The organism is Flaviflexus ciconiae, assembly GCF_003971195.1.
GTDB classification, from domain to species: domain Bacteria; phylum Actinomycetota; class Actinomycetes; order Actinomycetales; family Actinomycetaceae; genus Flaviflexus; species Flaviflexus ciconiae.
Map to the genome: position 1 here is coordinate 2,294,642 of NZ_CP034593.1, position 25,339 is coordinate 2,319,980.

At 57.7% G+C, this 25,339-nt stretch carries 41 protein-coding genes; 32 read left to right on the forward strand and 9 right to left on the reverse strand.

Annotated elements, in window-relative coordinates; translation table 11 throughout:
- Window positions 1-50 precede the first annotated feature (50 nt).
- A complete protein-coding gene (locus tag EJ997_RS10040; RefSeq protein ID WP_164719939.1) occupies window positions 51-638 on the forward strand; it encodes a TetR/AcrR family transcriptional regulator in 588 nt (195 codons plus the stop codon).
- A gap of 211 nt (window positions 639-849) precedes the next feature.
- On the opposite strand, the gene EJ997_RS10045 is transcribed toward EJ997_RS10040, so the two are convergent.
- Window positions 850-2,100, reverse strand: a complete 1,251-nt coding sequence (locus EJ997_RS10045; RefSeq protein ID WP_164719941.1) for a carboxylate--amine ligase — start codon at window positions 2,098-2,100, stop codon at window positions 850-852.
- A 144-nt stretch (window positions 2,101-2,244) separates the two neighbouring features.
- Here EJ997_RS10045 and EJ997_RS10050 point away from each other — a divergent pair, with 144 nt between their 5' ends.
- Together EJ997_RS10050 and EJ997_RS10055 are read left to right on the forward strand one after the other, a co-directional pair.
- Entirely contained in the window at window positions 2,245-2,871 is a 627-nt protein-coding gene (locus tag EJ997_RS10050; RefSeq protein WP_164719942.1) for a DsbA family oxidoreductase, read from the forward strand.
- Window positions 2,868-3,077 (forward strand): hypothetical protein, encoded by a 210-nt coding sequence (locus EJ997_RS10055; RefSeq protein WP_126704430.1) that lies wholly within the window; start codon window positions 2,868-2,870, stop codon window positions 3,075-3,077. Before EJ997_RS10050 ends, EJ997_RS10055 begins: the two co-directional genes overlap by 4 nt.
- 192 nt (window positions 3,078-3,269) lie before the next feature.
- Here the strand turns inward: EJ997_RS10055 and EJ997_RS10060 are convergent, their stop codons facing one another.
- Both EJ997_RS10060 and EJ997_RS10065 read right to left on the reverse strand, forming a co-directional pair.
- A complete protein-coding gene (locus EJ997_RS10060) occupies window positions 3,270-5,351 on the reverse strand; it encodes an ABC transporter ATP-binding protein (protein WP_126704431.1) in 2,082 nt (693 codons plus the stop codon).
- Window positions 5,348-7,105 (reverse strand): ABC transporter ATP-binding protein, encoded by a 1,758-nt coding sequence (locus tag EJ997_RS10065; protein ID WP_126704432.1) that lies wholly within the window; start codon window positions 7,103-7,105, stop codon window positions 5,348-5,350. The genes EJ997_RS10060 and EJ997_RS10065 overlap by 4 nt, the downstream gene beginning before the upstream one ends.
- Window positions 7,106-7,392: 287 nt before the next feature.
- On the opposite strand from EJ997_RS10065, the gene EJ997_RS10070 reads away from it, so the two are divergent.
- The 3 genes from EJ997_RS10070 to EJ997_RS10080 all read left to right on the forward strand — a co-directional run bounded on the left by EJ997_RS10070 (window position 7,393) and on the right by EJ997_RS10080 (window position 9,148).
- Entirely contained in the window at window positions 7,393-8,040 is a 648-nt protein-coding gene (locus tag EJ997_RS10070) for a hypothetical protein (protein ID WP_126704433.1), read from the forward strand.
- 240 nt (window positions 8,041-8,280) lie between these two features.
- The gene (locus EJ997_RS10075; RefSeq protein ID WP_126704434.1) at window positions 8,281-8,859 is read left to right on the forward strand and encodes a hypothetical protein; all 579 of its coding nucleotides are present in this window, start codon (window positions 8,281-8,283) and stop codon (window positions 8,857-8,859) included.
- A gap of 100 nt (window positions 8,860-8,959) precedes the next feature.
- Window positions 8,960-9,148, forward strand: coding sequence for a hypothetical protein (locus EJ997_RS10080; protein ID WP_126704435.1), 189 nt, complete (start codon window positions 8,960-8,962; stop codon window positions 9,146-9,148).
- A 106-nt stretch (window positions 9,149-9,254) separates the two neighbouring features.
- Here the strand turns inward: EJ997_RS10080 and EJ997_RS10085 are convergent, their stop codons facing one another.
- The 5 genes from EJ997_RS10085 to EJ997_RS10110 all read right to left on the reverse strand — a co-directional run bounded on the left by EJ997_RS10085 (window position 9,255) and on the right by EJ997_RS10110 (window position 14,433).
- Window positions 9,255-10,031 carry a VOC family protein gene (locus EJ997_RS10085; protein ID WP_126704436.1) on the reverse strand — a complete coding sequence of 259 codons (777 nt, stop codon included), beginning with the start codon at window positions 10,029-10,031 and terminating at the stop codon, window positions 9,255-9,257.
- 655 nt (window positions 10,032-10,686) lie between these two features.
- The gene (locus EJ997_RS14115; protein WP_126705039.1) at window positions 10,687-11,217 is read right to left on the reverse strand and encodes an NYN domain-containing protein; all 531 of its coding nucleotides are present in this window, start codon (window positions 11,215-11,217) and stop codon (window positions 10,687-10,689) included.
- A 414-nt stretch (window positions 11,218-11,631) separates the two neighbouring features.
- Complete coding sequence (locus EJ997_RS10095; protein WP_126704437.1) at window positions 11,632-12,003, reverse strand: ImmA/IrrE family metallo-endopeptidase; 372 nt, start codon at window positions 12,001-12,003, stop codon at window positions 11,632-11,634.
- 508 nt (window positions 12,004-12,511) lie between these two features.
- Window positions 12,512-12,976 carry a helix-turn-helix domain-containing protein gene (locus tag EJ997_RS10105; RefSeq protein ID WP_126704439.1) on the reverse strand — a complete coding sequence of 155 codons (465 nt, stop codon included), beginning with the start codon at window positions 12,974-12,976 and terminating at the stop codon, window positions 12,512-12,514.
- 674 nt (window positions 12,977-13,650) lie between these two features.
- The gene (locus tag EJ997_RS10110; RefSeq protein WP_126704440.1) at window positions 13,651-14,433 is read right to left on the reverse strand and encodes a helix-turn-helix domain-containing protein; all 783 of its coding nucleotides are present in this window, start codon (window positions 14,431-14,433) and stop codon (window positions 13,651-13,653) included.
- A gap of 191 nt (window positions 14,434-14,624) precedes the next feature.
- Between EJ997_RS10110 and EJ997_RS10115 the strand changes: the two genes are divergently transcribed.
- From EJ997_RS10115 to EJ997_RS10130, 5 genes are read left to right on the forward strand one after another with little or no spacing between them, the layout of a single operon-like run.
- On the forward strand, window positions 14,625-14,993 hold the full coding sequence (locus tag EJ997_RS10115; RefSeq protein WP_126704441.1) for a helix-turn-helix domain-containing protein: 369 nt from the start codon (window positions 14,625-14,627) through the stop codon (window positions 14,991-14,993).
- Window positions 14,990-15,580 carry a helix-turn-helix transcriptional regulator gene (locus EJ997_RS10120; protein WP_126704442.1) on the forward strand — a complete coding sequence of 197 codons (591 nt, stop codon included), beginning with the start codon at window positions 14,990-14,992 and terminating at the stop codon, window positions 15,578-15,580. The genes EJ997_RS10115 and EJ997_RS10120 overlap by 4 nt, the downstream gene beginning before the upstream one ends.
- A 36-nt stretch (window positions 15,581-15,616) precedes the next feature.
- Window positions 15,617-16,390 (forward strand): phage antirepressor N-terminal domain-containing protein, encoded by a 774-nt coding sequence (locus EJ997_RS10125; protein WP_126704443.1) that lies wholly within the window; start codon window positions 15,617-15,619, stop codon window positions 16,388-16,390.
- Window positions 16,387-16,563 (forward strand): hypothetical protein, encoded by a 177-nt coding sequence (locus EJ997_RS12945; protein WP_164719943.1) that lies wholly within the window; start codon window positions 16,387-16,389, stop codon window positions 16,561-16,563. The genes EJ997_RS10125 and EJ997_RS12945 overlap by 4 nt, the downstream gene beginning before the upstream one ends.
- Entirely contained in the window at window positions 16,551-16,865 is a 315-nt protein-coding gene (locus EJ997_RS10130) for a hypothetical protein (RefSeq protein ID WP_126704444.1), read from the forward strand. Before EJ997_RS12945 ends, EJ997_RS10130 begins: the two co-directional genes overlap by 13 nt.
- 20 nt (window positions 16,866-16,885) lie before the next feature.
- Here EJ997_RS10130 and EJ997_RS10135 read toward each other — a convergent pair whose 3' ends face one another.
- A complete protein-coding gene (locus tag EJ997_RS10135; RefSeq protein WP_126704445.1) occupies window positions 16,886-17,374 on the reverse strand; it encodes a hypothetical protein in 489 nt (162 codons plus the stop codon).
- Between the two features lie 98 nt (window positions 17,375-17,472).
- Between EJ997_RS10135 and EJ997_RS10140 the strand changes: the two genes are divergently transcribed.
- The 21 genes from EJ997_RS10140 to EJ997_RS10210 all read left to right on the forward strand — a co-directional run bounded on the left by EJ997_RS10140 (window position 17,473) and on the right by EJ997_RS10210 (window position 25,221).
- Entirely contained in the window at window positions 17,473-17,688 is a 216-nt protein-coding gene (locus EJ997_RS10140) for a helix-turn-helix transcriptional regulator (RefSeq protein ID WP_206501646.1), read from the forward strand.
- Window positions 17,689-18,003: 315 nt separating this feature from the next.
- Window positions 18,004-18,165, forward strand: coding sequence for a hypothetical protein (locus EJ997_RS12950; protein ID WP_164719944.1), 162 nt, complete (start codon window positions 18,004-18,006; stop codon window positions 18,163-18,165).
- On the forward strand, window positions 18,162-18,341 hold the full coding sequence (locus EJ997_RS10145; RefSeq protein WP_126704446.1) for a hypothetical protein: 180 nt from the start codon (window positions 18,162-18,164) through the stop codon (window positions 18,339-18,341). The genes EJ997_RS12950 and EJ997_RS10145 overlap by 4 nt, the downstream gene beginning before the upstream one ends.
- Window positions 18,338-18,589, forward strand: a complete 252-nt coding sequence (locus EJ997_RS10150) for a hypothetical protein (protein ID WP_126704447.1) — start codon at window positions 18,338-18,340, stop codon at window positions 18,587-18,589. Before EJ997_RS10145 ends, EJ997_RS10150 begins: the two co-directional genes overlap by 4 nt.
- Window positions 18,586-18,852 carry a hypothetical protein gene (locus tag EJ997_RS10155; RefSeq protein ID WP_126704448.1) on the forward strand — a complete coding sequence of 89 codons (267 nt, stop codon included), beginning with the start codon at window positions 18,586-18,588 and terminating at the stop codon, window positions 18,850-18,852. Before EJ997_RS10150 ends, EJ997_RS10155 begins: the two co-directional genes overlap by 4 nt.
- Complete coding sequence (locus EJ997_RS10160) at window positions 18,849-19,832, forward strand: hypothetical protein (RefSeq protein ID WP_126704449.1); 984 nt, start codon at window positions 18,849-18,851, stop codon at window positions 19,830-19,832. The genes EJ997_RS10155 and EJ997_RS10160 overlap by 4 nt, the downstream gene beginning before the upstream one ends.
- Window positions 19,829-20,506 carry a hypothetical protein gene (locus EJ997_RS10165; protein WP_126704450.1) on the forward strand — a complete coding sequence of 226 codons (678 nt, stop codon included), beginning with the start codon at window positions 19,829-19,831 and terminating at the stop codon, window positions 20,504-20,506. Before EJ997_RS10160 ends, EJ997_RS10165 begins: the two co-directional genes overlap by 4 nt.
- A complete protein-coding gene (locus tag EJ997_RS12955; protein ID WP_164719945.1) occupies window positions 20,503-20,667 on the forward strand; it encodes a hypothetical protein in 165 nt (54 codons plus the stop codon). The genes EJ997_RS10165 and EJ997_RS12955 overlap by 4 nt, the downstream gene beginning before the upstream one ends.
- Window positions 20,668-20,670: 3 nt before the next feature.
- A complete protein-coding gene (locus tag EJ997_RS10170; RefSeq protein ID WP_126704451.1) occupies window positions 20,671-21,393 on the forward strand; it encodes a hypothetical protein in 723 nt (240 codons plus the stop codon).
- The gene (locus EJ997_RS10175; protein WP_164719946.1) at window positions 21,386-21,607 is read left to right on the forward strand and encodes a hypothetical protein; all 222 of its coding nucleotides are present in this window, start codon (window positions 21,386-21,388) and stop codon (window positions 21,605-21,607) included. The genes EJ997_RS10170 and EJ997_RS10175 overlap by 8 nt, the downstream gene beginning before the upstream one ends.
- A 2-nt stretch (window positions 21,608-21,609) precedes the next feature.
- Complete coding sequence (locus tag EJ997_RS10180) at window positions 21,610-22,095, forward strand: hypothetical protein (RefSeq protein WP_126704453.1); 486 nt, start codon at window positions 21,610-21,612, stop codon at window positions 22,093-22,095.
- Complete coding sequence (locus tag EJ997_RS10185) at window positions 22,092-22,574, forward strand: single-stranded DNA-binding protein (protein WP_126704454.1); 483 nt, start codon at window positions 22,092-22,094, stop codon at window positions 22,572-22,574. Before EJ997_RS10180 ends, EJ997_RS10185 begins: the two co-directional genes overlap by 4 nt.
- An 11-nt stretch (window positions 22,575-22,585) precedes the next feature.
- A complete protein-coding gene (locus EJ997_RS10190; protein ID WP_126704455.1) occupies window positions 22,586-22,966 on the forward strand; it encodes a hypothetical protein in 381 nt (126 codons plus the stop codon).
- A gap of 43 nt (window positions 22,967-23,009) precedes the next feature.
- The gene (locus tag EJ997_RS12960; protein ID WP_164719947.1) at window positions 23,010-23,159 is read left to right on the forward strand and encodes a hypothetical protein; all 150 of its coding nucleotides are present in this window, start codon (window positions 23,010-23,012) and stop codon (window positions 23,157-23,159) included.
- Window positions 23,156-23,302, forward strand: a complete 147-nt coding sequence (locus EJ997_RS12965; RefSeq protein WP_164719948.1) for a hypothetical protein — start codon at window positions 23,156-23,158, stop codon at window positions 23,300-23,302. The genes EJ997_RS12960 and EJ997_RS12965 overlap by 4 nt, the downstream gene beginning before the upstream one ends.
- Entirely contained in the window at window positions 23,302-23,655 is a 354-nt protein-coding gene (locus EJ997_RS10195; protein WP_126704456.1) for a hypothetical protein, read from the forward strand. The genes EJ997_RS12965 and EJ997_RS10195 overlap by 1 nt, the downstream gene beginning before the upstream one ends.
- Before the next feature lie 77 nt (window positions 23,656-23,732).
- Entirely contained in the window at window positions 23,733-23,969 is a 237-nt protein-coding gene (locus tag EJ997_RS14120) for a helix-turn-helix domain-containing protein (RefSeq protein ID WP_407644349.1), read from the forward strand.
- On the forward strand, window positions 23,962-24,189 hold the full coding sequence (locus tag EJ997_RS10200) for a DUF3263 domain-containing protein (protein WP_206501647.1): 228 nt from the start codon (window positions 23,962-23,964) through the stop codon (window positions 24,187-24,189). Before EJ997_RS14120 ends, EJ997_RS10200 begins: the two co-directional genes overlap by 8 nt.
- Window positions 24,190-24,265: 76 nt before the next feature.
- Entirely contained in the window at window positions 24,266-24,439 is a 174-nt protein-coding gene (locus EJ997_RS12970; RefSeq protein WP_164719949.1) for a hypothetical protein, read from the forward strand.
- Window positions 24,436-24,918 (forward strand): hypothetical protein, encoded by a 483-nt coding sequence (locus tag EJ997_RS10205; RefSeq protein ID WP_126704458.1) that lies wholly within the window; start codon window positions 24,436-24,438, stop codon window positions 24,916-24,918. Before EJ997_RS12970 ends, EJ997_RS10205 begins: the two co-directional genes overlap by 4 nt.
- 18 nt (window positions 24,919-24,936) lie before the next feature.
- Window positions 24,937-25,221, forward strand: coding sequence for an HNH endonuclease (locus EJ997_RS10210; RefSeq protein ID WP_126704459.1), 285 nt, complete (start codon window positions 24,937-24,939; stop codon window positions 25,219-25,221).
- The last annotated feature ends 118 nt before the right edge of the window (window positions 25,222-25,339 follow it).

Genomic DNA, 25,339 nt, shown 5'->3' on the forward strand with positions numbered 1-25,339 from the left:
GGTTAGGATCGGGCACGTAGTAGGCGCAAGTGGCGGAGGAGGGAAGAAGCGTGACCGAGTCGGCGCGATTGACTAAGGGCGAGCAGCGACGGCAGTCCATCGTGGAGGCTGCCGCAAAGATACTCAATGAAGAAGGGCCTGCGGGCGTAACTCATCGAAAAGTGGCGACGCGAGCGTCAGCCTCCCTTTCTGCGACAACGTACTATTTTACGGGGCTCGACGACCTGCTGGGGCAGGCCGCTACTTTAAACTTTGGTCGCTGGGTCGCTCGCGCTAACCGTGTTGTTGAAACTCTCGAAGAGAGCGGTCCGCCGCAGTCGGTGGATCAAGCTGTTGATGTGATCCTGCGAGCCTGCCTCCCCGAGGATGAAAATCTGGAGAACCACTACGTCCAACTGGTTGCGGCCACGGAATTCCCGGAAGTGCACAAGCAGTACAACAAGAGCCGAAACCTTCTTGATGAGGCCATTGAGCAGGTCCTGTCGTGGATGAAAAGTTCTGTTTCGGCCCAACTCGTGTTGACGATTGTTGACGGCGCTGCTGTACAGGCAATTTCTGAAGGCCGGGATGTTCGCGAAACTGCACGTGAGCGAGTACGCGAGTTCTTCATCCGTGTCGGCGCAATCCCCCTGAAATGATTCGAAGGTGCTGGGTGACGGATCCTCTACGGGCAGTCACCTAGAACTCCCACTGGATGCTGGGTTACGTTCTCCAGAATCCCCGGAGGCTCGTGGTACTGGGGTCCGGAGATTCGGGGTACTAGGAGAATCGTGTACGTCAGATTGCCGCAGTGTGAAGACGGCCAGATTGCCTGTGCGGTCTATAATCAGAAGTTTGAACTGGGCCGACTTAGAAGGTTGTTTCCGTCGGAGTTGGGTAATTCTGAATTAGCGCCTTGAGCTGGTTGAAGTCAGCAGCATAGCGGTAGGCGAATCGCTTAAAATTGGGGTCCTTCGAGTAGGAGAGCGGGTGTACTGGGCGGCGCTTAAGCATGAGCTTTACAAGGTGCCTACGCAGGTCCTTGTCCCTGACCCAGCGGAGCACCGTTACCGGTGGAACAAAAGCATAAACGCCTTCTTTTTCGGCAACGATGGGAGGAAGCGCAATGTCGTCAATGAAGTCGGCAACCATAGCCCGGGCCAGGTTTACGCCTCCAACCACGGAATAGTAGGAGCCGCGACCCCATCTCGGATTCACGTCGAGAACGTGCGGCATATTGGTGCGGGAATCAATCTTGATGTCGATTGAGAAAAAGCCACGAAGTCCGAGAGCATCAATCATTTCCCCGGCTATTCGACGGAGTTCCGGGTGGTCGGTGACGTGAATAATCCCGGCATTACCAATGAATGAACTCTGGTGCAGGCCAAGTATCTGGCGACCGGTGGCGATAGCGGTGATGGTGCCGCGGGAATCAACATAGCCCGTCACAATCCATGACTGCGTGTCATCACCCACCACCATGTCCTGGACAAGCATGACACCCGCGAATCCTGCGTCTTGGATCTTGGCCAGGGTTTTCATGGCCGAATCCAGATCGGGTGCGTCATAGGCCTTGCGCTGGCCAGAGAACTGTAACTTGCCGTAGTCCATCCCACCATCGCGGGGTTTAATGACAGCGGGGAACGTAATCGATTCCAGGAGCCCCGGCCATGTCCCTGCATCCGTATCCAGGGGGACCGGAACCGTTGTTATTGTGGGAAGCCCACGTTCTTTGCAGATCGCGTTGACGACGGCCTTGTCGGATGCTCGCTCGACCGTTTCCGTGGGTGCAAGTGGAATGACATAGCCGGCCTTCTCTAACCGGTCCCGGTAGTTGAGGACAAGATCAACGTCCCGATCCATGAACGGCATGATGATTGGGGTTCGGTCTGTGTCAGCGATCTTCTCGAGAGTTTCGATCATGAGCTGATCATTGAGGGTGCCGCCCCGACCAACATAGACAGGATCGATGATGTTCGAATGGGAAATAGACCCGCGCGACATGCCGGAAACGCTGACCGAAGTGCATCCGAAAGCTTCGTGGAACATTCTCGCGCACGAATAGGTGCCAACATCCGTGCCGAGGAGAACGGGCATGAGTTCCGGTCGAGAGATTGCCATAGATCGAGTCTGCCACAGCCGGGGCAGGCGATGCTTGATAGAAGATTCCCGTTTCTGCTGATAAGCAAATCTGTTCCGGATAAGAACCGGTTTGCTTACCATGGTGTGGATCAACCAAGAGATGGGTGAAGTATGAGCGCGGATATGCGTATTGACCTCTGGACAGACATCGTGTGCCCGTTCTGCTACATCGGCGAAGCCCGCCTTAGGCGTGCACTTGAAGAAGAAGGAATCACCGCTGATATTCGGCTCCGTTCGTTTGAGCTTGACCCCACCGTGACCGAACACGTGAGCGGCATGGACCACCTTGCGGCAGGCAAGGGTGTGGCCCGCGAGCAGGTGGAGCAGATGGAAGGTCAGATGCGCCAGATAGCGGAGGTTGAAGGCCTCACGTACGAAACCGACCGCATGATGGGACCAACGGTTCCCGCCCACCGGATCGCCCAGTACGCGACCCAGCAGGGAACCGACAAGGGCGTGGCCTACTTCCGGGCAGTTCAGACCGGATACTTCGAAGGCAAGCTCAACCCTTTCGACACCGAGGCTCTCCTCGATGTTGCAGAACAGCAGGGCCTCGATCGTGAAGGCGCAGCGGCTGCCCTGGAGGATGAGCGGTACCTGACCCTGGTGCGACAGGACCAGCAGTTTGCCCGGCAACTTGGCGTCAACGGAGTTCCCTACATTCTTCTTGACCAGAAGCTTGCCATTCCCGGAGCTGTCAGCCTTGACCAGTTCATCGGAGCTCTCCGCCAGGTTAAGGAGCTCGCATGACCTCCGGCTTTGACGGGCTCGACCTCTCCAAACTCGTCACCCTTGAAGGTGCCGAAGGTGACGTCTGCGGACCTGACGGATGTATGCCGGCCGACCTCGGCAGCGCTCAGCAGAACGTCACTATTGGCGAAGCGGGAGTGGCCGGTGCGGTTGCCGCCGGATTCGGTACAACTTCAGATGAGCAGGAAGGCTTCGCGGACAAGTAACTGACCTTAGGTGTTAGCCGGGTCAGCCCCCGGTCAGAACCCTCATTGACCAGGTCGTGACAGTGACCGAACCGGCGTTCGTCAAGCTGGGAATTAAGAGTGGTGGGTCCTCGACCAAACGATCAAGGTCCCACCACTCTATTCCGAGGGATCCGCAGGGGGATTCTCCTCTGTTACCAGGACATTCAGCTACTAGAAGGGCATGCCACCGCTTTCGGGGAGAGCAGGAGTGTCCAGGGTTGGCTCATCATCCGGGTCTTCACCCTGGGTGAACTGGGACATGTAGAGCCGGTAGTACGCGCCCTCCTGTTTGAGCAGGCCCTCGTGAGTTCCCTGCTCAACAATCGCGCCTTCTTCCATAACCAGGATGATGTCGGCTTCGCGGATCGTGGAGAGCCGGTGTGCGATCACGAAGGAGGTGCGGTCGGTTCGCAGTGCCGCCATGGCCTGCTGAACAAGAAGCTCGGTTCGGGTATCGACAGACGAGGTTGCCTCGTCCAGAATCAGCAGTGCCGGCTGAGCAATGAACGCTCGCGCAATTGTGATCAGCTGACGTTCGCCGGTGGAAATGTTCTCGCCGCCGTCTTCGATGATGGTGTCGTAACCGTCGGGGAGCGTGTGAACGAAACGATCGACATACGTGGCCTTTGCAGCTGCGATGACCTCTTCGTCAGTTGCGTCGAGCCGGCCGTACCGGATGTTGTCCATGATGGTTCCGCCGAATAGGACAGCGTCCTGGAGGACCATGCCAATCCGGGAGCGTAGCTCACCGCGTTCGAGAAGTAGCGTGTCGACGCCGTCTAGGCGGATCTGGCCGGATTGGATCTCGTAGAACCGCATGATGAGGTTGACGAGCGTCGTCTTACCGGCACCCGTCGGACCAACAATTGCAACGACCTGGCCAGGCTCTGCCGTGAGCGACAGGTCGGTGATCAGAGGTTTGTCGGGACTGTACGAGAAGGCGACGTGATCGAACTCGATACGGCCCTCTACGGGCTCGGAGAGAATCGCCGGCTGGGGTCCCGACGGGTCGAGGACTCCCTGGTCGGCAAGTTCCTGCAGGTCCGGATCCTGCTCATCAGCATCGAGAAGCTCGAAGATGCGTTCGGCAGAGGCCACGCCGGAGATCAGCATGTTGGCCATGCCGGCGACCTGGCCGAGCGGCTGGTTAAACTCGCGCGAGTACTGGATGAAAGCAGTCACGGCGCCGAGAGTCATCTGTCCGTTGGCGACACGCAGACCGCCGACAACGGCGATGCCCACGTAGCCGAGGTAGTTCACCCACTGCATGATCGGCATGATCATGCCCGAATAGAACTGGGCCTTAAACGAAGCCTCGTAGAGTTCCTCGTTCCGTTCATCGAAACGTTCACCCATCTGCTCTTGGCGGCCAAAAACCGTCACAAGATCGTGGCCCGTGAACGATTCTTCGATATGTCCGTTGAGCCGGCCCGTATGCCGCCACTGGCTCGTAAACATCTTCTGGGAGCGGGTGCCAATAATGCCGACGACAATTCCCGACAGGGGAAGAGCAATGAGGGCGATAAGGGCGAGCTGCCAGGACAGGGAGAACATCATGAAGATGATGCCGATGATGGTGAGAACCGAGTAGATGACAGAGGTGAAAGCCTGCTGCATCGCGTTCTGCACGTTGTCGACATCGTTCGTGGTGCGCGACAGAATGTCACCGCGCGAGTTCGTATCGAAGTAGGCCAGGGGAAGGCGGTTAACTTTCCTCTCAATGTCCTCCCTCATGCGGAACACCATGCGCATGACAATGTCGTTGAGAATCCTGCCCTGCAACCACATGAAGAACTGGGCAACAACATACATGCCCAAAACGATGGCGATGAGCCGGCCAAGTTCACCGAAGTCAATGCCCGCTCCGGGCGTGAACTGCATGCCGGACAGCATGTCGACGAGCTGAGCTTCCCCGGCCGCGGCCAGTCCCGCGATGACATCTTCGCGAGAAACCCCTTCCGGCATGCCGGAAGAAATGAAGCCGCCAAAGATGACATTCATGGCGTCGCCAAGGATGGACGGTGCCCACACGCTGAGAACAACGGCAATGACCACCATGATGAAAACCACGGTCAGGGCAATTCGTTCCCGAGCAAACAGGCCCAAAAGGCGAATAGCCGATGGCCAAAATGCTTTCGCCTTGCGAGGCGGCGCAGCGTCGCCCCAGTCACCCATGTCAACCGAGTCCTGTAGCTCCTCGATCTCCTGGTCGGTCAGCGTGCCGTCATTCTTGGCGTTCTTATCGGTGCTCATGCGAGCTCCTCCTGACTGATCTGAGAATCCACGATCTCCCGGTACGTATCGGAACTAGCAAGCAGCTCCTCGTGGGTTCCGCGGTCAACGATCCGGCCCTCCTCGAGAACCAGGATTTGGTCGGCCTCGGTAATCGTTGAGACTCGCTGGGCAACGATAATGACGGTGGCGCCCTCGGTGTAGTTGTTCAACGCGGCCCGGAGATTCGCATCGGTTGTCACATCCAGCGCGGAGAACGAATCATCAAAAAGGTAGATTCTGGGGCGGGCCGTGAGGGCGCGCGCAATACAGAGGCGCTGGCGCTGACCACCCGACACATTCGTGCCGCCCTGGGAAACAGCGGACTCAAGCCCGGTTGCGAGAGCATCCCCGGAACCGGTACTGCGATCCTTCACAAACTCAGTCGCCTGAGCAGTATCGAGAGCCTCCCACATGTCCTCCTCAGTAGCGCCGGGTGCTCCGAAACGCAGATTGTCGGCAACGGAACCCGAGAACAGGTAGGGGCGCTGAGGTACGAGACCCACGGCCCCGGTCAACGTACTGCGGCTCAAGCTGTTGACGGGGACACCGTCAATAAGAATCTCGCCAGCCGTGGTGTCGTACAGCCGGGGAATAAGATTAATGAGAGTGGACTTGCCAGAACCGGTGGAACCGATGATCGCCGTTGTCTTACCCGGGCGGGCAGTAAACGAAATTTCGTCAATAACTGGTGAGTCGGCACCCGGGTAGGAGAAGGAAACGTTCCGAAACTCGACAGCACCGTCGGTGCTATCGGGAACCCGCGGACTGGTCGGCTCAAGGACGGAGGTGTCGGTGTCCAGAACCTCACCGATACGGCGGGCACAGATAATCGCGCGCGGGAAAATCATGAACATGAAGGTACCCATCATGACAGCGACCAGGATCTGCAAAAGGTACTGCATGAAAGCGGTCAGTGAACCGACGTCGACCAAGTTCTGATCGACACGGTGGCCGCCGAACCACAGGACCGCTACTGTTGCCAGGTGCAGAATGATCGTGACCAGCGGTCCCATGATGACAAACAGCCGGCCGATACGAACCGAAATATCGGTAAGTGTTGAGTTGGCGTCCGTGAACCGGTCTGTCTCGTAGCGCTCGCGGCGGAAAGCTCGAACAACGCGAATACCCATAATCTGTTCGCGCATCACGCCATTGATTGAGTCGATCGCGTCCTGCATCTTCTGGAACAGCGGCATGAGGATCGTCATGAGGATGACAAGGATGACGAGAAGGACCGGAACTGACGCCCACACGAGCCAGGACAGGCCGGGATCCTCCCGGATTGCCATGACAATCCCACCGACGGACATGATTGGCACCATGACAACGAAGTTCAACGTCATAAGCAGGACCATCTGGACCTGCTGCACATCGTTCGTCCCACGGGTGATGAGAGTCGGCGCGCCAAACTTAGCGATCTCCTCCGATGAGAAAGAATCAACCTTCGAGTAGACGGCCTTGCGCAGGTCCCGTCCCACAGACATCGAAGCGCGCGCACCAAACCAGACGGCAAAAACTGCCGTAACCAGCTGGACGAGGGCAACAACAAGCATGACCCCGCCCGTGCGCCAAATGTAGTCCGTGTCGCCGAGGGCAACACCCTCATCAATGATGTCGGCGTTGAGGCTCGGCAAATAGAGCGTGGCGAGTGTCGTCAAGGTCTGCAGGACCACGACAGCAACCACCTGCCCCGAATAAGGCCGCAAATAGTGGCGGATAAGCTTCCAGAGCATAAATGTCGCTTTCAGAAAGAAACGTGGACCTGGCGTGAAGTAGGCTGAGCCCTCCGGGTGGACTGCCGACAAGATAAAGTACCAGACCCTTGACCTACAGGGAAGACTCCTCTAATGCGGGATTCGTTCCGTGATTCAAAGCCAGGAAATTGTCGGTGACGAAGGGGTATGGAGCGTCCAAAAATGTCGGGTAAACGGATCGCGTATAAGGCAGGTACGGACACCCGTGGCAATTGGTTGTGTGCAGACTAGGCTGTGGACAACTGCAACAGGGGAAAACGATGCAGATGAGTTACATCGGCACAGATGTGTATATCGCAATTCCGGAGCGGGGCCAGCAGGGTCTGCCGCCATTCCCTGGCGACCTCGTCAATGCGCAGACGCTCGCACAAGATCGGTTTGCGATGTTTGCAGAAAATCCCGGCGGAGCAATCCACCCGGCAAGCGAGCACCTCGGTGCCATCATCGACTATCCGGAATGGCCGTCCCTCATGCTCCGAGGAACCTTTGTCGACAGCCATCTGATTCGTATCATCGACGAGCTCCCCGACTGGGCAGTGTTCGGCCCCCACGGGAAAGCCATCGAAGACCTGATCGACCAGTACCTGTTTCTCGACGATGAAGGAAAAGACTCATTCCACGCCGTCGAGCAAACCGGTAGACAGGTACTTGCCGACTATTCTCGGACTCGTCATGAAACCGGATTCATTGAATGTATCTTTGATGGGACGGTCTTTGACGGCCAGTATGCGATGGCATGTCGGGCACTGTACTTCCTTGCCAACTCATCATGCGTGACAGGTCCGCTCGCGCTCGTTGCATGCATTATTCTCCGCGACAGTCTCGGCGAAGGAACCTACGACCAGCTTGTCGAGCCCTACCGCGTCGCCAACATCCCATTTGCCGACCCTCGTGATGAGAGTACTGGACACTAAGCCCACCATTGCTCTCTGAAACAGCGGGACGCGCTGATGAGGGTATGACCCTCCTCCATAGTCGCAGAAGTGCTAGATAATCCGGCACGCGCCCGAGCTGAAAATACCCTGAGTGGAAGATGAAAGGTTTCTCATCTGAAACTCCTCTTCGCTTCATATCTGCTCGCTTGAATATAAGCATCAAGGAAATCCCACGGGAACTCAGGCCCCGTTACTAGCGGCAATAGGAAGTAGGAAAAAATGTCACGCAAACTGTGGATCGCCACCGGCACACTCGGCGCCCTCTCGATCTTCGCAGGCACTGGCCTCGCGGTTGCCGACTCGAACAACGACCAGGTCACCCCCGCGGTCCAGCTCCAAAACAACTCCGTACAGGACTCGAACTCAACGGCTTCTGCACGTTCGGCACAGACCACAGTCTCCGCCGTCTCCACGCAGTCGGCCAAGAGCACGCAGTCCGCCAAGTCGGCAGTGTCGACCCCGTCGGCAAAGTCCGCGGTCTCTGCTGCTTCCCCGGCACCCGCCCCGAACGTCATCAACGTCTCGGCAGCTTCCCCGGTCTCGGCTGTCTCCCCGGTTTCGGCTCCGTCCGCTGCATCGCCTGCTCCGGCACGTCAGCCCGCCACGACGCAGCCCGCACCCGTTAAGAAGGCGCCGGTCCAGGCACCGGCCCCCGTCTACTCGGCACCCTCACCGGTGTCAGCACCTTCCCCGGTTTCGGCTCCGTCCCCGGTCTCCGCTCCCTCAGCTGATTCCGGATACTCAGCACCTTCGGCTGACTCGGGCTGGTCCGCCCCGTCCGCTGACTCGGGTGACTGATCCGGGCAACCACTGAATTCGGGCGATGCTCCTGTCGAGGTAGTTGGGGGCGAAACCCAATTCTTCACAAGAACACAGGTACCGCACTAAGGAGGATGAAATGACTAGCAAGCTTCGGATTGCAGCTCTTATGGCAGCAATTCTCAGCATGGCATCGGGCGCCGGCGTGGCGTACGCGATGAATGCTGACGATAGTGAGCCGCGCGTCCTCATCACCGTCAAGGGCGGTAACTACGACGAGGATGACCAGCAGCAGGAAAACCCGGCCACAGAGTTTCCTGCTCCCTGACAGTGACCGATCAGGCGGCTCATCCGCCAGTGAGGGCCCGGCTCCATCTGATAGAACCGGGCCCTCACTGGTCATTGCCACTCAGCGGCTGAAGAGTTCAATCGGGTTAGTCCATGCCGTCAAGATTGGCTTCCCACAGGCCGTAGGGGACCCCTGCAGGGGTCGTTGCGTAGGTGAACCTGCCCATTTCACCCATGTCAACGAACTCTTCGTCGGCAGTTCCACCGTTTTCGCGAACGAGGTCCGCTGACTTGTCGAGATCGTCAGTGAAAAGTGAAACAAACCAGGTGGCTTTGGTGTTCCCGTCCTGTTGTGGGAACGCAAAACCGTATGCGTCTGCCGGTGCTCCGGGCACCTTGATCGTCCAGTATTCGTCGCCGTGATTGACCAAATCCAGATCGAAAGCGTTGGCGTAGAAAGCGGCTGAGGTGGCTGGGTCGGGGCTGAGGTGCTCGAACCAGAACGGTGAACCGGGGACCATCATGACGTCAATCCCGTTAAAGGTGATCGGCTCCCACAGCCCAAAGTGAGCTCCGGAAGGATCCTTGAGGAAAACTTGCTTGCCGAGCTCCATCACTTGCTGGATCTCAACGCCATCCATTGCGATAACTTCCGCACCGAGTTCCTTAACTCGCGCGAGTGCGCTCTCAATCTTGTCGACCGAGATCCAGACATCTATTGCGTCTGGTTCGGACTCTTCCGCTGGCACTGGCCAGATTCCGCTAACTGGCTTTCCTGCGATGGAGGCGATTGCGTATCCTCCCATTGCTGGATCGCCTGGAGGAATCTCCCATCCAGCTGTTCGGCGAAAAAATTCGGTACCGGAATCCAGGTCATTGAACTCCACCTGCATCCAACAGGGGGTTCCGTGTGTAAATTCCATAACACCTCCCAAGTGTGAGACCTACGTTACAACCCCTGTCTGGTAGAGGGTAGTGGAAAATGTGGGGACTTGGGGCTGGGAGTCGAAGTCGGTAAATCGATCCGGAGTCCGAGCGGAAACTTTCTGCAAGCGCGCTTTCACTTCGAGATTTCCGTTCGTAACTTGGGTGAAAGTCAGGAGGCCTAGGTTCCCAGAGTTCAACTCGCATCAGTGTGAGGGGCCGACCATGTCTCTGTGATAAGAAGATGTGGAGGCCTCGATCTTGGTGCCCGTCCGAACAACAAGTAAAGGCTCTTAAGGGGTGATGCCTGAGGATTTGGAATGAGTCTTGATCCGTCTTTAGAGAACCCTGGCTGAATCATCTGTGGCTGTTGTGGGCTGCTTACATAAGGCCCCGAATGTCCTCGGAATTCCAACATGATTCGTCTTGTCGCATCGTCCTTCCCGACATTTGCGTGTACGGCCCAACCGTATATTTACTCTGTCACCACATACTCGGTCTGGCGGACGAGAGGAAGTGTTGCTTGCGCCATCAACTCAAGTTGCACGCTCAGGCCCATCTGGCCCTACACACAAGGACGTGCAGTTGAAGATCGCGCGTAATTCGCGCTCCGCGGCATCGCTGGCCTGGGGCGGGATGGTATAGCGCAAGGCGTTAGTGCCACTTGTCGGGGCGTTGATAGGGTTTTCCGTTCTTCGTGAACTTGTCCGGCAGCTGGGCATTGCGGATCTTTGCTACGCCTATTTGAAAGGAGGCTGGCATCAATTCTTTGAGTTCGGATGATGAGCGCTTTGGAGGAAAGGCGCAAAAAATGAACATGTTTGATCGGATTTTCCTGGCAGCTCGAACTGCTGGGGCAACGGCACTGTCCGCAGAAACTATCATTGCGGTATCGAAGATGTCTTTGGCAACGTCTACGACTATCGATGTTGCAAGGTTGACGTCCGTTTCCTTTTCCTCGTAGCTGATGCATTTGTGGCCACACTTAAAGCAGCGCCGTTCCTTTTGCTGATACCGGCCATGAATTACTTCAAGGATTGTGGGATTAGCGGCGACCAGGGCGTCTAGGTAATGGTCTTGTCTGCTTTGTGCGTCAGGGTCGTTGAGTACGGAAGAGGTAAAGTACTTGACGGATACGAGTCTCTGGCGTGGGCGCAGCGATCTAGACAGCTTTACGACATTCAGCTACAGATTTGCACGGTTACTACTGTCGTGTAGGCCGTGGTACAGGTTGAATCCATCGATATAAACGGCCAGGCGCTCCTGCTGGGAGTTCTCGTTCACCATTTGGTATTTCGCCTTGGCTTTCGCTGTTTACCGGGTATTGTCAACTCATACCACGCTTCGGTTGCAAACACGACTGAAGTCCGACGGCCCCTTTCCGAAGGGGCCGTTTTTGTTTGCGCCCACAATGATCGAGCAAGCCGGAACGTCTAAACGCAAAAGGGCCGACCATGTTTCCATGATCGGCCCGATTTGCGGAGACGGAGGGATTTGAAACAAGACCCCTAGATACTGGTGTTATACCAACGATCTACCGGGGCAGTGGCCTAACAATGTATCCCTCAAGTGTCCCTGAGTCCTTCACTTCGTGCAGGCTTAAGCAACATTTGCCAACCGCCGCCGATACGCCTCTACAATCCAATCCGTCACGTCGAGCTCATCAGCGATCCCGTGCACGTCACTTCCATGGATCCGCTCAGCCAACCGATACTCCGCCTCACTGATGAGTAGTCCTGCAGCATGCTCATCCACCCAAGCCTCACGCGCCGGCTCACACGGCCCATCATGCCCAAACCACGCATGCACCGCCTCATGAGCAAGAGTGCAACGCTGCCACCTAGGCGAGAGTCTGGCGTCCACGATGATCAGCCGCTGCTCATGCCAATACGCTCCCGGCTTCGGGTAAGGCAGGAAGACTACGTGCACGCCCTCACGCTCGAGGGCCGCAATCAACTCAAGATCGGTCACGTAATGGAGCGTAAACGATGGTGAGGGCGAATAGGTGCCTCAGTTATCTTCGGCTTCCCCGTCCTCACCGATAGGTTCCTCGACGTCAGGCGATAGAAAATCGATCTCCAAACCGTCCGGAGGGATTTCAATTTTGCACGGGGAATCATTGCAATTGTTGCGGCCATACTCGGAGCAACTGCGAGCCAGAGCACTGGCATGGCAAAGTCTTTGAACTCTGCAGAGAGCGCCGAGAATCGCTTATTAGCCACGTCGCCCCTAACGTCACCGATCTCTCCAGTGATATCAAGAACTACTTGAGCCGTTCCCGCCGCCATCCACTCGCCCTCAGACAAGCGGACGTCCAATGTATAGACTATTTGAGTGAAGTTTGCTTCGCCGGAATCGTCGCTGGAGGGATCAGCAAAAAGTTTTACGTAAGACTTGACCGCCGCATCGTCACCGTGAGTGTTTAGATTATCAATTGGTGACACCATTATGCGGATAAGGCTCGATGAACTGATATGCACTAACGACTCCCGCCCAGGGGGCCAGCATGCTTCTGGGGTGTTCCCGAAGTCCAAGGCTGCCACGATTCCGTTTCCTTAATCAGAGACTCAAGTCTGCGAACATCAGAGGCCCGCTCTAAGGAATCAGCGTTATGCTCGAACTGGCTATTAGTGTCATATTCTGATGTGTCTGAGCCTTGCATGCAAGGATGACCGTCAGCAAGCTGGACGTTGTAGTGAATCTCTGCACCGATGGCTACGGCATACTCCCGTAACGTCCTGCGGCGGACATCTGCCCGACCGGTCTCCAGTCTCGAGATGTTAGCCTGGTCTGTGCCCATTATTCTGGCAACGACCTTCTGAGTTAGACCGAGGGGCTCCCTTGAGCGACGAATGTCAACTAGAGCTTCAAGGACTTCCTCGTCCCGCAAGGCCTGATCCACTGCCCATTCAAATACCTGCTCTTCCGTCAGTCTTATTGTCATGGTCCCTCCTCACCTCTATTCGTTTACAACATGGTGTCATAAATTCTATGCTCGATATGGCATTTTCGCCATGCGGATAACGTCACAACTAAGTAACGCGCCGCTTTCGATGCCATGCCCAGCCGCGATCGCAAGCGCTATATATTCGGCCGTCTTGCAGCCTCTTTTGCGTGGCGTATGACGGGTTCTCCGCTCTCGACTTTATATGTTTAAGCTGTGATCCGAGACTAACCAGAAGGCTCGTGCTCGCAGGTTCGGCGTAGTAAATGCGGCATAACCACTCTTTCCCATCGAACCGGAGAGGCTCAGGAACGCGTATCTCAAACACGTCGGGATGGTCCCTTGTTCGAACAGTATGTCCTTTTTCGCCCCAGTGGTCGTCGTCATCCTGACTGAGCTTTCCTCCCGCTGCCTTCCTGAGGGCCACTTCGATTTCGGCTTTCATATACCCTCGCCTCTCAGTCGGAATAGATTCTCTGTCGTAGTCCGCGTCAAGATCCTCATTTAGGTAGCATGGCATGTCGTGCCAGGAGCGGTTTGGCTGGTTCCCGTCAAAGAACTCTCCTACATGTAACCACTTATAAGGCATCGGGGTTCGAGTGCACGATCGAAGCTTCTTATTCTGGTGCGAATAGCGCTCACGACGAGCGTGGTCATGGGGATCCCTCATTCTGCTACTCATCCTGATTCTCTTCTCCCACACCGTTGTGGGGGTCTAGCTGTGCATGCGGGGACGCTGCCGGGGTGTAGTCCGATTGGAGCACCTCAGCCAGTTTCGCCTGCGCAACATCGTCATAGGCGACAGCAGGATCCGGGGTAGCTGCGCTCGCGGCCGCAGACTTCTCCTGTTCAGTAGGCGCGCTCGTGGGCGTGGGTTCGGTGTCTCGTCTCTGCAGTGGTGCGAACTTCTCGATGATCTTGTGTGCCCATTCGAGCCTCTCTTTGTCGCTCATCCCCGCTAGTTCCGAGGGCTGGGAGCGTGATTGCTCAATGCGATCGGAAACAAACTCAAAAGCTTCCTCAGCTACATCGAGAAGCGCGGTCACAGTGAAGTCATCGCGATCGCCCACCCTGCGGTCAATATAGATGGTGAAGGTAAGACGGTCCTCGCTTACGGAGATGTCATAGTCGTTTGTGCCGGCACTTACGCCCTCGATGTCTTCATCATCAAAGCCCTCTTCAACCGCTTCGTCAGTGTCGACGTGATCCTCGAGAGGGTAAGGGGGCAATCCATTTAGAACTCCTTGGGAGGAACCAAGTTTCCAGTTGAGCGCCCGGTCGATTTTGAAGAGGGTGGAGTCGCGGTAGGAGTCGCGACGAGCGTTTTCGATTTCACCAACCATGCGTGGAGATAGGTCTGCCTTCTCCGCTAACTCGCGTTGGGTGTCAATGCCCAAGGTTGCGCGTCGTTGAGTGACGGCTTGCGCGAGGGCTTGTGTATCGACGTTCGGATTCATTCCTCAATCGTGCCGGAAACGGATAGGAACATCAAAAGTAATTTTGCAGGAACAAACAGGAGACACGCCGGAAACCCGCGCCTGTAATTACAGACTTGTTCTCCTTTCTGACCTGCGAAAACACGCACAATAAGGAACGTTCCTATGCAATATTGTTGCTCGTGCCAATTTGTTCCTGTAGGGTCGTGGGCATGAAAAGGAACAAGCAGGAATGTGAAGCGGAAAGAATCGGAACGACGCTCCGCACAATCCGTGAACTTCGCGGATTCACGCAAGACGAGTTCGCCAATGAACTACTAATTTCACGCCCGTATCTGACGAATATTGAGCTCGGACGAAAGCCACTTAGCGAAAAACTACTCACCAAGGCATCTGAGGTTCTCAACGTCCGCCCAATCGCAATCATCCGTGAAGGCTACTTCGACGCCGACGAAGCTACGCGCCAGATCGAAGAGAACAAGCTCCGCAAGGATCTGAAAGCCGCGCAGGACCAAATCAAGCGGATGTCAAAACAACTCGAAGATTTATCGCTGCGCCTCCCTCAGGGTGTGACGGCATGACCACTCCCACCACCAGCATGCAAGGCGGGTTCTACCTCTATCTTGTCGAGTTTGGCTCAAACCTCACGAAGGTAGGCATTACCGGCAATCCTAAAGAGAGGATCCGCCAACATCGTTACACAGGTAAGCGAATCGGGCATCCAATGCAACGCGTGTGGATTTCTGAGTACCCCCACCTTGAAGCAAAAGTCAACGAGCTGACCATCAAAGGGGATAGTCAAACCGAACTCCTGCAACGGTCATTCGATTCGTGCCTCGCTCAAGCAGAGACACTACCCAAGACACGAGGCACGACCCCGTCCTACTTTGCAGAGCTCCTCGCGCCGGCGGCACTTAAGCAGTTCCTCAAGTTTCGAGACATGTCCTATGGACAGCTTGCAGCGAAGTCTGGTTGCTCAAAGGCCCTTATTGGTCACCTTGCAGCTGGGCGGCGTGACGGCACTGGAAACGAAATCGCCCAGGCTATCTGCCAAGCGATTGACATCCCCATTGAGGCGCTATTCAAACCAAGAACCACCGACGCAACATCCAGCGATGCACGTTTAGCGGTTGTAGCCAGCCGGAACAACGGAAAGACCGCCGCGTAGCAGCGCGACGGTCCCAATCGAAAGGAATTAGCTTTCATGTCTCACCTTACAGCAGTCCCCTTCCACGGGACCAATATCCACGCAGTCAAGAATGACGACGGCATCCACATCGCGGTCCGTCCGGTCTGCGAATCCCTCGGGCTCGACTACTCCGGGCAACTCCAGCGTCTCAAGCGCCAACCGTGGGCCTCCGTGGGTGTTATGCCCACGCAGGTACCCGGCGATGTCCAGTCGCGTGAGGTCACCTTCGTGGATCGTCGGACGTTCACCATGTGGCTCGCCACCATCCAAACCAGCCGCATCAAAAACGAAGCAGCACGTGAACTCCTCGAGGCTTACCAATGCGAAGCCGCTGACACCCTCGACAAATACTTCCACGAGGGTGGAGTCATCAACCCGCGCGCTAGCGAGCACCAGGTGAACGCGATCATCCGGCAAGCCCAAATGAAGATGGAACTCTGCCAAGCAGCCAAAGGCCTCATCCACGCCGACCACCTCGAAGCTAGGGCCCGGATTGTTCTCGCTGAAGGGCTCGGTGAGAAGCCTGTCCTCGACCGCGAGAAGAGGCCTCTCTATGTTCAGGCATACCTCGAGCAGAAGAACCTTTCCACCAGCCAGCTCCGCAAGGTAGCCGGCACATTCGGGAAACGATTGAAGGCCGCCTACACGCTGCGTCACGGTAAGGCACCTGGCCAGTACCCGCTACAGATCAAGAACGGTCAGATCAAGAACGTCAACGCCTACACCGAAGCTGACCGCCCCCTCATGGACGAGATCTGGACCGATTACTACGCACAGGTGGCGTCATGACCGAACGTCACGTCACCTCGCACCCGTGGGAGCCCGGCCGCATCGCACTCTATCAAGGCGATCCATTCGGTGAAGACCGGATCCTGCTCGCCATCATCACCACCAGTGAAGCCGTCAAGCTCATCAAATCTCTCGCTGACTCGATCGAAGGAACCTCCTCATGGCTCAAGTAAAAGACTTATTCGTCAAAATTAATCCCTCCCTCAAAGTCAAACATGATCGCGCCATCCTGGACCTCGAAGACCTCCGTCTTGGTCCCAGTTTCAGTGTTGGTGATGTACGCCTGCCCGTCATCCACGAGAACGACGGTGATCTCGTCATGAATTCACTAGCTCAGAAATGGGTTGACCAGGCCTATGCCCTGATCCAGCACCCCTCCGATGCGCCGACGAGCCCGGCCCGGATCCGCACCGCTGTTTTCTGCCTCCAACGGGCCATCAAGCTCAGTCACCAGCCGCCAGGGGAGACAGCATGAACACCCTTCGCTGGGGCCAGCTACTGATTGGTGAGGTTGATTCCAACCGCGGCCGCCGCGGCTCCAATGCTTGTACCTGCAGCAGTCCCGAAACTGGTCGCGAAGCTCTCTATGAACTTGCCGGTGCCCGACTTGCCAGCAACGTCTTCCCGAACGCTCTTGATCTCGTCTCGAAGGGAGTCGAGTTCACCCTGGAGTTCGGAACGACTGTCAACGGAACCACTTTCCGGTTCCGCCTGCTCCACGAGGCTGGTCAGACGATCGAGGGACTCCGCAAGGACGGTTACCCGACTATCGATCTTCTTGGTGTCGCTCGCAAGCTCACGATATGCCCTGATGCACAGTTCGATCCCGATCTTGCATTGTGCAATCCAAGCAGTGTGCAACGTGCTTATATCGCCTCCGTTGCGACCCACGTCGTTGATGACCTTGTTCCAGGATTCAAGCTGTTCTTGCAGGAGCTCGAGACTCTGTTCCCTGAGCGGCAACGCTTTCCTGTAGTCAACCATTCTTCCTCCTCAGTAGGTGTGACTAGCACTCCTCAGCCTACTGAGGAGGAACCCCCAGCGTCCCCAGAATCACGTGATGCGGGGGAGGTGAACCAGAAATGAGCACTCCTCTGCAGGATCGGCGTGAAGCCGAAACTCGGATGGTTTCGAAACAACGCGCAGCCGAACTCCTCGACGTCGGCATCGATTTCATTTCAGCCCGCATCGCCGACGGAACAATTCCCGCCGTGAAACTCGGCCACCGCACCGTCCGCATACGCCTGAAAGACCTAGAAACCTTCATGAACCAACGCCCCTGGCGCAACCCCGCATAAAAAAGTCCCCCACCTGCAGCAACAAGCGGGGGACCAAAGACAGCCAAACAAACTATCTAACCCAAAGGATACCCCATGCGACTGAAACAAAAACTCTCAGACCCCTCTGCTAGAAACCCACGCTTCCAAGGTCTGTTCGAGTGCGAGCACTGTGGCCACCTCGACAAGGCCAACGCATATAACGACATCCACTTCTGGGAAGACGTCATGCCCTACATGCAATGCCCTTCCTGCCGCCGCGACTCAACTGCCGTCGCCTGCGAGCCCCGCGCGGACGGGCATGGCTGCACCTGCGGAAAGACGGGAGCCTGACCCATGAAACCCGCCATCATCTACGCGACCTTGACCCTTGTCGCAGCAGCACTCTGGGCAACGCATCTGCCGAGCCCTAACCCCATCAATGGGAGCTTCATCGGGATGTGCGCCGCGCTTGGCATGCTCGGACACTCCCTCATGAACGTGGAGGTCACGAAATGACCACCTACCAGTTCCCCGCAGAACCCGCGGGTCCGGTCTGGGACCGTGAAGGCCGTAAATGGGCACGTGAATTCGTCCTCTGGACCACACTCAGCGGACCCGGCTACAAGTACTCATCGTGGCTTGGCCTGCTCTACGAGCAAGGTCCCCTCACTGACGAGGAGCCAATCACATGATCCGCATCGCAGACATCCTCACCGAATACGCCGATGCGTTCGCGACCGGCGACCGTGACCCGCACCTATCGAATATCTCAACGGATTTGATGGTGATCGCAGCGGCGATCCACGGCGGGAAGGGCCGTCCCCTTGTCACGGACCACGGAGCTCGCAGGCTGCGCCGCGAAATCTTGATCTGCATTCACGGACGTGGGCACTGGGCAACAGAATGCACCCCGGCCTGCCGTGAAGGGAGCACAGCATGAACACTCAGCTCTGGCTCGCACTCATCATCACGGGCATCAACGTGGCGTGCACGCTCGTCAACGTCTGGCCGCTCCTACGCGAACGCCGGGCCCGTAAGCGCGTGCAGCAGGTCATTTCCCGTGTCCGCTCCGGCCTGCCCCACATCACCGAACTGGCTGAAGCCCACCATGCCGGCGACGTCGCGAAAGCGGACCAGATTCGCACCCATCTAGCGAACGAGCACGGTATTCACGTCGGGGAACTTCCAGGGGAGGAGGTATGAACCCGTTCATTACCCTCACCTTCGGGAAGGACGGGACAGCACTCACTGTCCGTGGGAAGTCGATCTTTATCGCGATCCCTGAGACCGCGAAACTGGTTGATCATCTGCGGATGCTTGAAATCCGGCCCCGCCGCGCCTGGCTCGAGCCCGTTCATTTGAAGAATGGCATCATCTCCACCCCCAAGGGCCAAATCCATGTCACCACTGGTGGCCCCACCGTGAAGACCCCGTTCTCAATCGACGACGCCGAGACGCTTGCAGACTTGCTGCTTGAGTTCGAGCAGGCCCGTAAGGCACAGATCCAGCCCTGTTCGATCTGCGGGGAAGCCCTACCTCCAGGCCAGTCTGAGCCTGCACATTCTCCATGTGCAGCGAAGCAGGCTGAAGCTCAAGCGAAGGTACTCACCTCGAAACCTACGGCCCCGCAGCGAGTCTGTGGGGAATGCGGTGAGCCACTAACCAAGGACGCCACCCCGAGGAGCCTCTACCACCCGGTATGCGCCTATAAGCGGAAGAACCGGCTCCAGAAAGAACGCCAACGCGCACGCCGCGCAAGTGGCGCCCAGCAGGCCGTGACGAAGGTGCGTCCGTGCCGCGAATGTGGCCAGCCACTACCGGCCGACGTGTACAGCTCCACGCTCTATCACGCCGAATGTGCAGCCTTGCGGACAGTACGGGCCCGTAAGCGCAAGCGCAAGCCCGCGATCCCCTGTGCCAAATGTGGGTCCATGATTGCCGAGCCCTACGGCACCCAGCGTTATTGCGAGGCCTGCGCCGCGAAACCCCGGCGCGAGGTGATCGAGTGCGAGACCTGCCAAACCCGGATCGAGACGCCCGCTAGCAGGCAACGCTTCTGCAAGCCCTGCGCCCAGCGAAGGCGTGAAACCTACTACGTCCGTGTTGGTCGCTTCCGCTATCTCGAGCAGAAGAAGCAGATGGACGAAGCCCGCAAACAACTCAGTGAAGGAACCACATCATGACCACCCTCCAGAATCAGAATCTGGATGAAGCCCTCCTTGCCTTCCACAAGGAACTCCCAGACGATCTCAACGCCGCCCAGGCACGCAGACTCCTCGCAGAGCAGGGAATCATCTTCTTCTGCACACCAGTGATCGAAGAAGAAGGCAGGATCACCCTCACCGGCAAACTCATCCACGTCGACTCCGGTGACGAACTCAAAGCCGAGTTCCCACTCTTCTATGACAACGACTTCCCCCGCTCAGCCCAGACGCTGTCTGACGGGCTCCTGCACCTCCTAGCAGGCCTCCCCGCCGCTCGTCCCGCTCCACAAGCGCAGCGCCCCACAACCCCCGCAACATCTGCTTCCCAGGCCTCACAGGCAACGAATGCGGTGCGACAGGCCCGCCCCACCCCCAAGCCCGGACAAGGCCCCATGACTCCCAGTCAGTGGCAGGCAATCCACGGCAGATTCAAGACCCTCGGCATCATCGACGCCGACAAACAAATCGGCCACATCTCCCATGCAACAAACAAAAGAATCACCAAGGCCGCCGACATGACCGCCGCTGACGCGTCCGCAGTCATCACCCACCTCGACCAACTCATCAAAGACGAAGCCGACCGCAGGGCAGAAGCAGGCCGCCAAGCCGCACAGACCCCCACCCACGAACCCGAACCAGAAGACGCAGCATGACCACCGAACCCACACGACTCTACGTCCCACCCACAACAAAACTCGCACTCGCGGATGCCGTGATCGAGGCGATGACGCCGTTCATTCTGCAGACCGTGAAACACCCGCAGCTCCTCATGGCTGAGGGGGAACCCCGCGACGACTCAGAAGAGATGGACTGACTCATGGCGAAAATGCGTGGCATCAAGCCGGAAGCCTTCACGGACGACAAAGTCCTTGAGCTGAGCCCTCTTGCTCGCTGGCTGTTCGTGGGCATGTGGACCCAGGCCTGCGACAACGGCCACCTGGACGACAAACCAGTCCAGTTGAAGGTTCGACTCCTCCCTGTCGATAACTGCGACGTGGAAGCTCTCATCCAGGAACTGCTCGACACGGGGCAGGTGACTCGTCACGACGGCTGGCTCAAGGTCGAGAACCTGTCAGAGCACCAAAGGATCGATCGCCGTTACCTGTCCCTGTGTAAGTGGTGTGAACACGATGAGGATGCCCTCTACTACCCAGACGACAAGTCCACCCGTCGGGCACCCAAGGCAACGCCTTCCATCCAGCCTTCAGCCCAGCGTGCACCCGACGAGACCACAGAGGGCGCGCCCCGTGACCCCGACGAGAACCCACCGGAACCACATGGCGAACCCAACGGGCACCCAACGGGCACACGACGGGGACACGACGGGGACACGACGGGCACCCAACGTGTGCACGACGTAGAAGGTGAAGGTGAAGGTGAGAAGAAGGTGAAGGTGAATAACCCCCCTACCCCCAAGGGGGAGCCCGTCCCGTTCCCGGGCCGTGCGCCTCCCCGAGGACTGGCAGCCAAACGACACGCACCGGAAGATCGCGTCCGAGGTCGGGGTAGACCTCGAGGCGGAGGCCGTGAAGATGCGTGACTGGGCCGCAGCAGGAGGCAAGACCGCGAAAGACTGGGACGCCAGGTTCCGGAACTGGCTACGCAAAGCTGGGGAACTCCGGCCGAGAGCGAGCAGCGGCTACACCGGCCCACCTGGAGTATCCCGGATGGATCTCTGGGCCCAATCCGCCCAGAACCTCAACCAGCGCATGTCCCCGGGTCCGTCGATGTTCGCCATCGAAGGCGGTGCCTAGCGATGAATCCTCAAGCTCGCCGTGACCTCGCCGCCCGAGTGCTCGCAACCGCCGCATCATGCGACAACCGCAGGCTCGCCTCCGATGACGAACGCCAAATGGCAGTGGCGTTCTGGGCGGAAGCCTTGCATCCCGAGACGACGCTCGCTGATGCCACGAACGCCGTCATCGAGCACTACGCCACCACCACCGACTGGCTCATGCCCGCCCATGTCAACAAACTCACCGCAACCTACCGCCGCGAGCGCTTGCTCGACACTGAGGTGCCGTATCCGCCCGGCCTGGCTGATAGTCCCCAGCTGGAGAACGAATGGCGTAGAGCCTGGCATCAGGCCGTGAAGCAGGGTGCGAGTCCGGAGACTGCGCAGGGTCTGGCGTGGGAGCGGATCGGGAGAACGCCGCCCCGGGAACTTCCCGCTGCTCCGACTGCTGACGTTAAAGCTGCTCTTGCCCGATTTAAAACTACTTTCGGAAGGAAAACTCGATGAATGAACCCACCCTGACCGTGACCGGTAATCTCACTGGTGACCCTGAACTGCGCTACGTTGCCTCGGGTATCCCGGTTGTGAACTTCACTGTCGCGGCCACGCCCAGGACGTACAACAAGCAAACCCAGCAGTGGGATGACGGCGAAGCGATGTTCATTCGTTGCACTGCCTGGCGCGAACACGCAGAGAACATTGCGAACAGTCTCAGCAAGGGCACTCGAGTTCTCGTCACAGGTCGCTTCTCAGTCCGTTCGTACGAGCACGAAGGCCATAAGCGCACCAGTCTCGAACTCCAAATCGACGACATCGGCCCATCCCTGCGCTACGCCACCACCCAGGTGACCCGCAAATCGTCACAAAACCAGGCCCAGGGCGCACACGCAGGGCAGTCTGGCACCTCGGGTATAGACGCACCCCTGGGAGGCCCCCAAAACGACCCCTGGACAACCAGCAACTTCGACGACACCCCACCCTTCTGAGAGCCACAGCCATGACAGACCCAACCGAAACATTCACCCTCACCATCCCCAAAACCGACTGGCTCACCCAAAACGCCCGCGAACACTGGGCCACCACAGCACGCAAGAAAAAAGCAATCCGCATGCGCTCGCGGCTTGAGGCACGTCGTCAGGGACTGTCACGGCGGACGGAGAGGACTCTCTCCACGATCCTCGTCGGGTATCCATCTGCTCGTCGTGCGGATCCGGAGAACGCAGCGCCCACGATCAAAGCCGCGATCGATGGACTCGTGGATGCCGGCATCCTCATCGACGACAACTCCACATGGTGGGCACACGGGACCGACCGTGACCCTGAGAAGACCGAGCCAGGCATGTACCGGCTCACGATCACGATGGAGACAGCAGCATGATGACCACCACGCACTGGATGACCTTCATGAAGGAGACAGCAGCATGAGACGCGATAAAAACTGCCCGTTCTGCGAGATCATCTCAGGCGCAACCCCAGTGGACGCGAATGCGATCAAGACCCCCGGCTATATGGATCTCATCAGTCTGATTATGAAACGTCTCGGACTCAACCCCGAAGAGGAACAAGCATGACGCTGGACGACTACACCCGAATGATCCCCGAAGAACATCGCGACGGATTCATTGTCATGATCCTCCGAGACCGAATCAAGGCCGAACTACGCGGCTTCCAGACAGGACAGCAACAAGGCATCCACATAGGACAGGGACACTAATGACTGACGTCGACACTCTCCGCACCCAGCTCGACGACCTCATCACCTGGTGGCCACACCTCACCGACCACGCCGCCACCCTCCACGGCATCACCGGCCACGGACTCAACCTCACCGCCACCCCACACACAGGAACCTCCAGCGTCGAAACCGCAGCCACCGAACACATCCACCTCACCAACATCACCACCCCACTCGAAACCATCGCAACCGAATGGGCATGGCGCGGCCACCACCACGACGGCAACCTCCTCACATACCTGCGCTCGCGGCTCTCCTGGGCCGCCAACCATTTCCCCTGGAACCAGTCTGTGAAGTCGTCGGTGAGCTCCATGCGAAAGTTGCCGTCCTGACCGGGCACGCACCCGCACGAACCGACATGACGTGCCCTGGCTGCGGTGAGGCACGCCTGCGACGACTCGAGGATCAAATGCTGTACTGCCCAGTCTGCGACCTCACACGCACCCCGGACGAAGTTGAAGCACTCACGAAGTGGAGAGCCGCGAGCGCTGACCTTAGTGTGCGGCCAAGGGAAGCAGCGAAGCTTTTAGGGATTCCAGAGCAGACGGTTTATGCGTGGGTCCGCCGCGGCCTGCTCAATCGCAGGGATGGGCTTGTGAGCCTGGCCGATGTCGCCAGCGTCAGGAAGGAGGAAAAGAATGACTGAACTGAACGCCCTCGAAGAACAGGTTCTCGTTTTCGAAGAAACCTGGGACCACTCCCTAGCGAAACCAGAAGCCATCCGCCGGCAGTTTGGCTGGTCCTCATTCCGCTATCATCTCGTCCTCAACCGGCTCCTCGATTCACCCGCCGCTATCCTCCACCACCCTGTCCTCGTCGCCAGACTCCGCAGCTTAAGAGACTCGCGACAAGCCGAACGAAAATGACTTCAACTTTGCCCAACCACGGTGCATAATTAATTGAGGGCGGAAGCATGCCCAAGGTTCAGAGAAGAGCTAAAAAATGTCAGACTTTCAGATTCCGTGCCCAAAGTGCGGCAGGAACACGGGCGTTAAACTCGAAGACGTCGCGAAGCAACGGACCGTCAGTTGCCCCGCTGGGCACCTCTTTGAACTTGTTGATGACGGTGGAGGAGCAAAGGACGTTGTCGACCTGTTGAAGAAGTTCGGACGATGAACGAGCGAACAGTTAAACCCTTCTGGAAGCGTCCACTAGGGATTACACTCATCGTCCTCGCCGTCATCGTGATCCTCGGTCCCATCCTTAATGCGCTTGGATTCGGTGACACGACCGAAGCCAATACAGACATAATTGCGACAGATAGCGAGACCGAACCTGAAGAGACCCAGGAGCCTACTCCTGCCACGACAGAGGAGACCGATACGGTGGCTGAAGAGGACATCACCGACTGGGTGAAGGGGCTGCGCACGGACAAGGCTGAACTCATCGAGTCAGCGACCCGAGAAGACAGTGGCGAGATCCGAGTGCGCACCAACATCGTTGACCCTCGCGTCCAAGGCATCTCGCCCGAAGGAACCGACGCTCTCGCCATCTGCATCGCCATCGCAGATCAGGGCGAAGATCGCGTGTGGATCTATGAGGCTGACGGCACAACATTCGTTTACATGCGTGATGGGATCTGCACTGAAGCATAAGATGCCAGGAGGTGGCCAGTGTCTGACAGGATCAGGAACGGTACAGGCCACCGAGCATACCGACGCAAGCGCACCCAGCTCCGCAACCACTACCAGCGCAACGGCCTAACCTGCGACTGGTGCGGGAAGCCGTTCGACTGGACCATCGCCGACTACAACCACCCCGAAGCCTTCACCGTTGACCACCCGAACGCTCTCGCCAACGGCGGGCACCTTGTCAAACAAGACTTCGTCGGCATGCATCGCGAATGCAACCGCCTCAAAGGCGCGATGGTGGTCCCGGTGATCCGTCCAGCGTCCTAAAAAGTTTTCTGAAATATTTTGCACCTACCCCGTCCATAAAATTATTGGGCGGGGTTGACTGCCTCGCCCTGGGCCGCCTTGGCTATGATCTCTCTCCGCAACTTTTGGGGCGTGTATC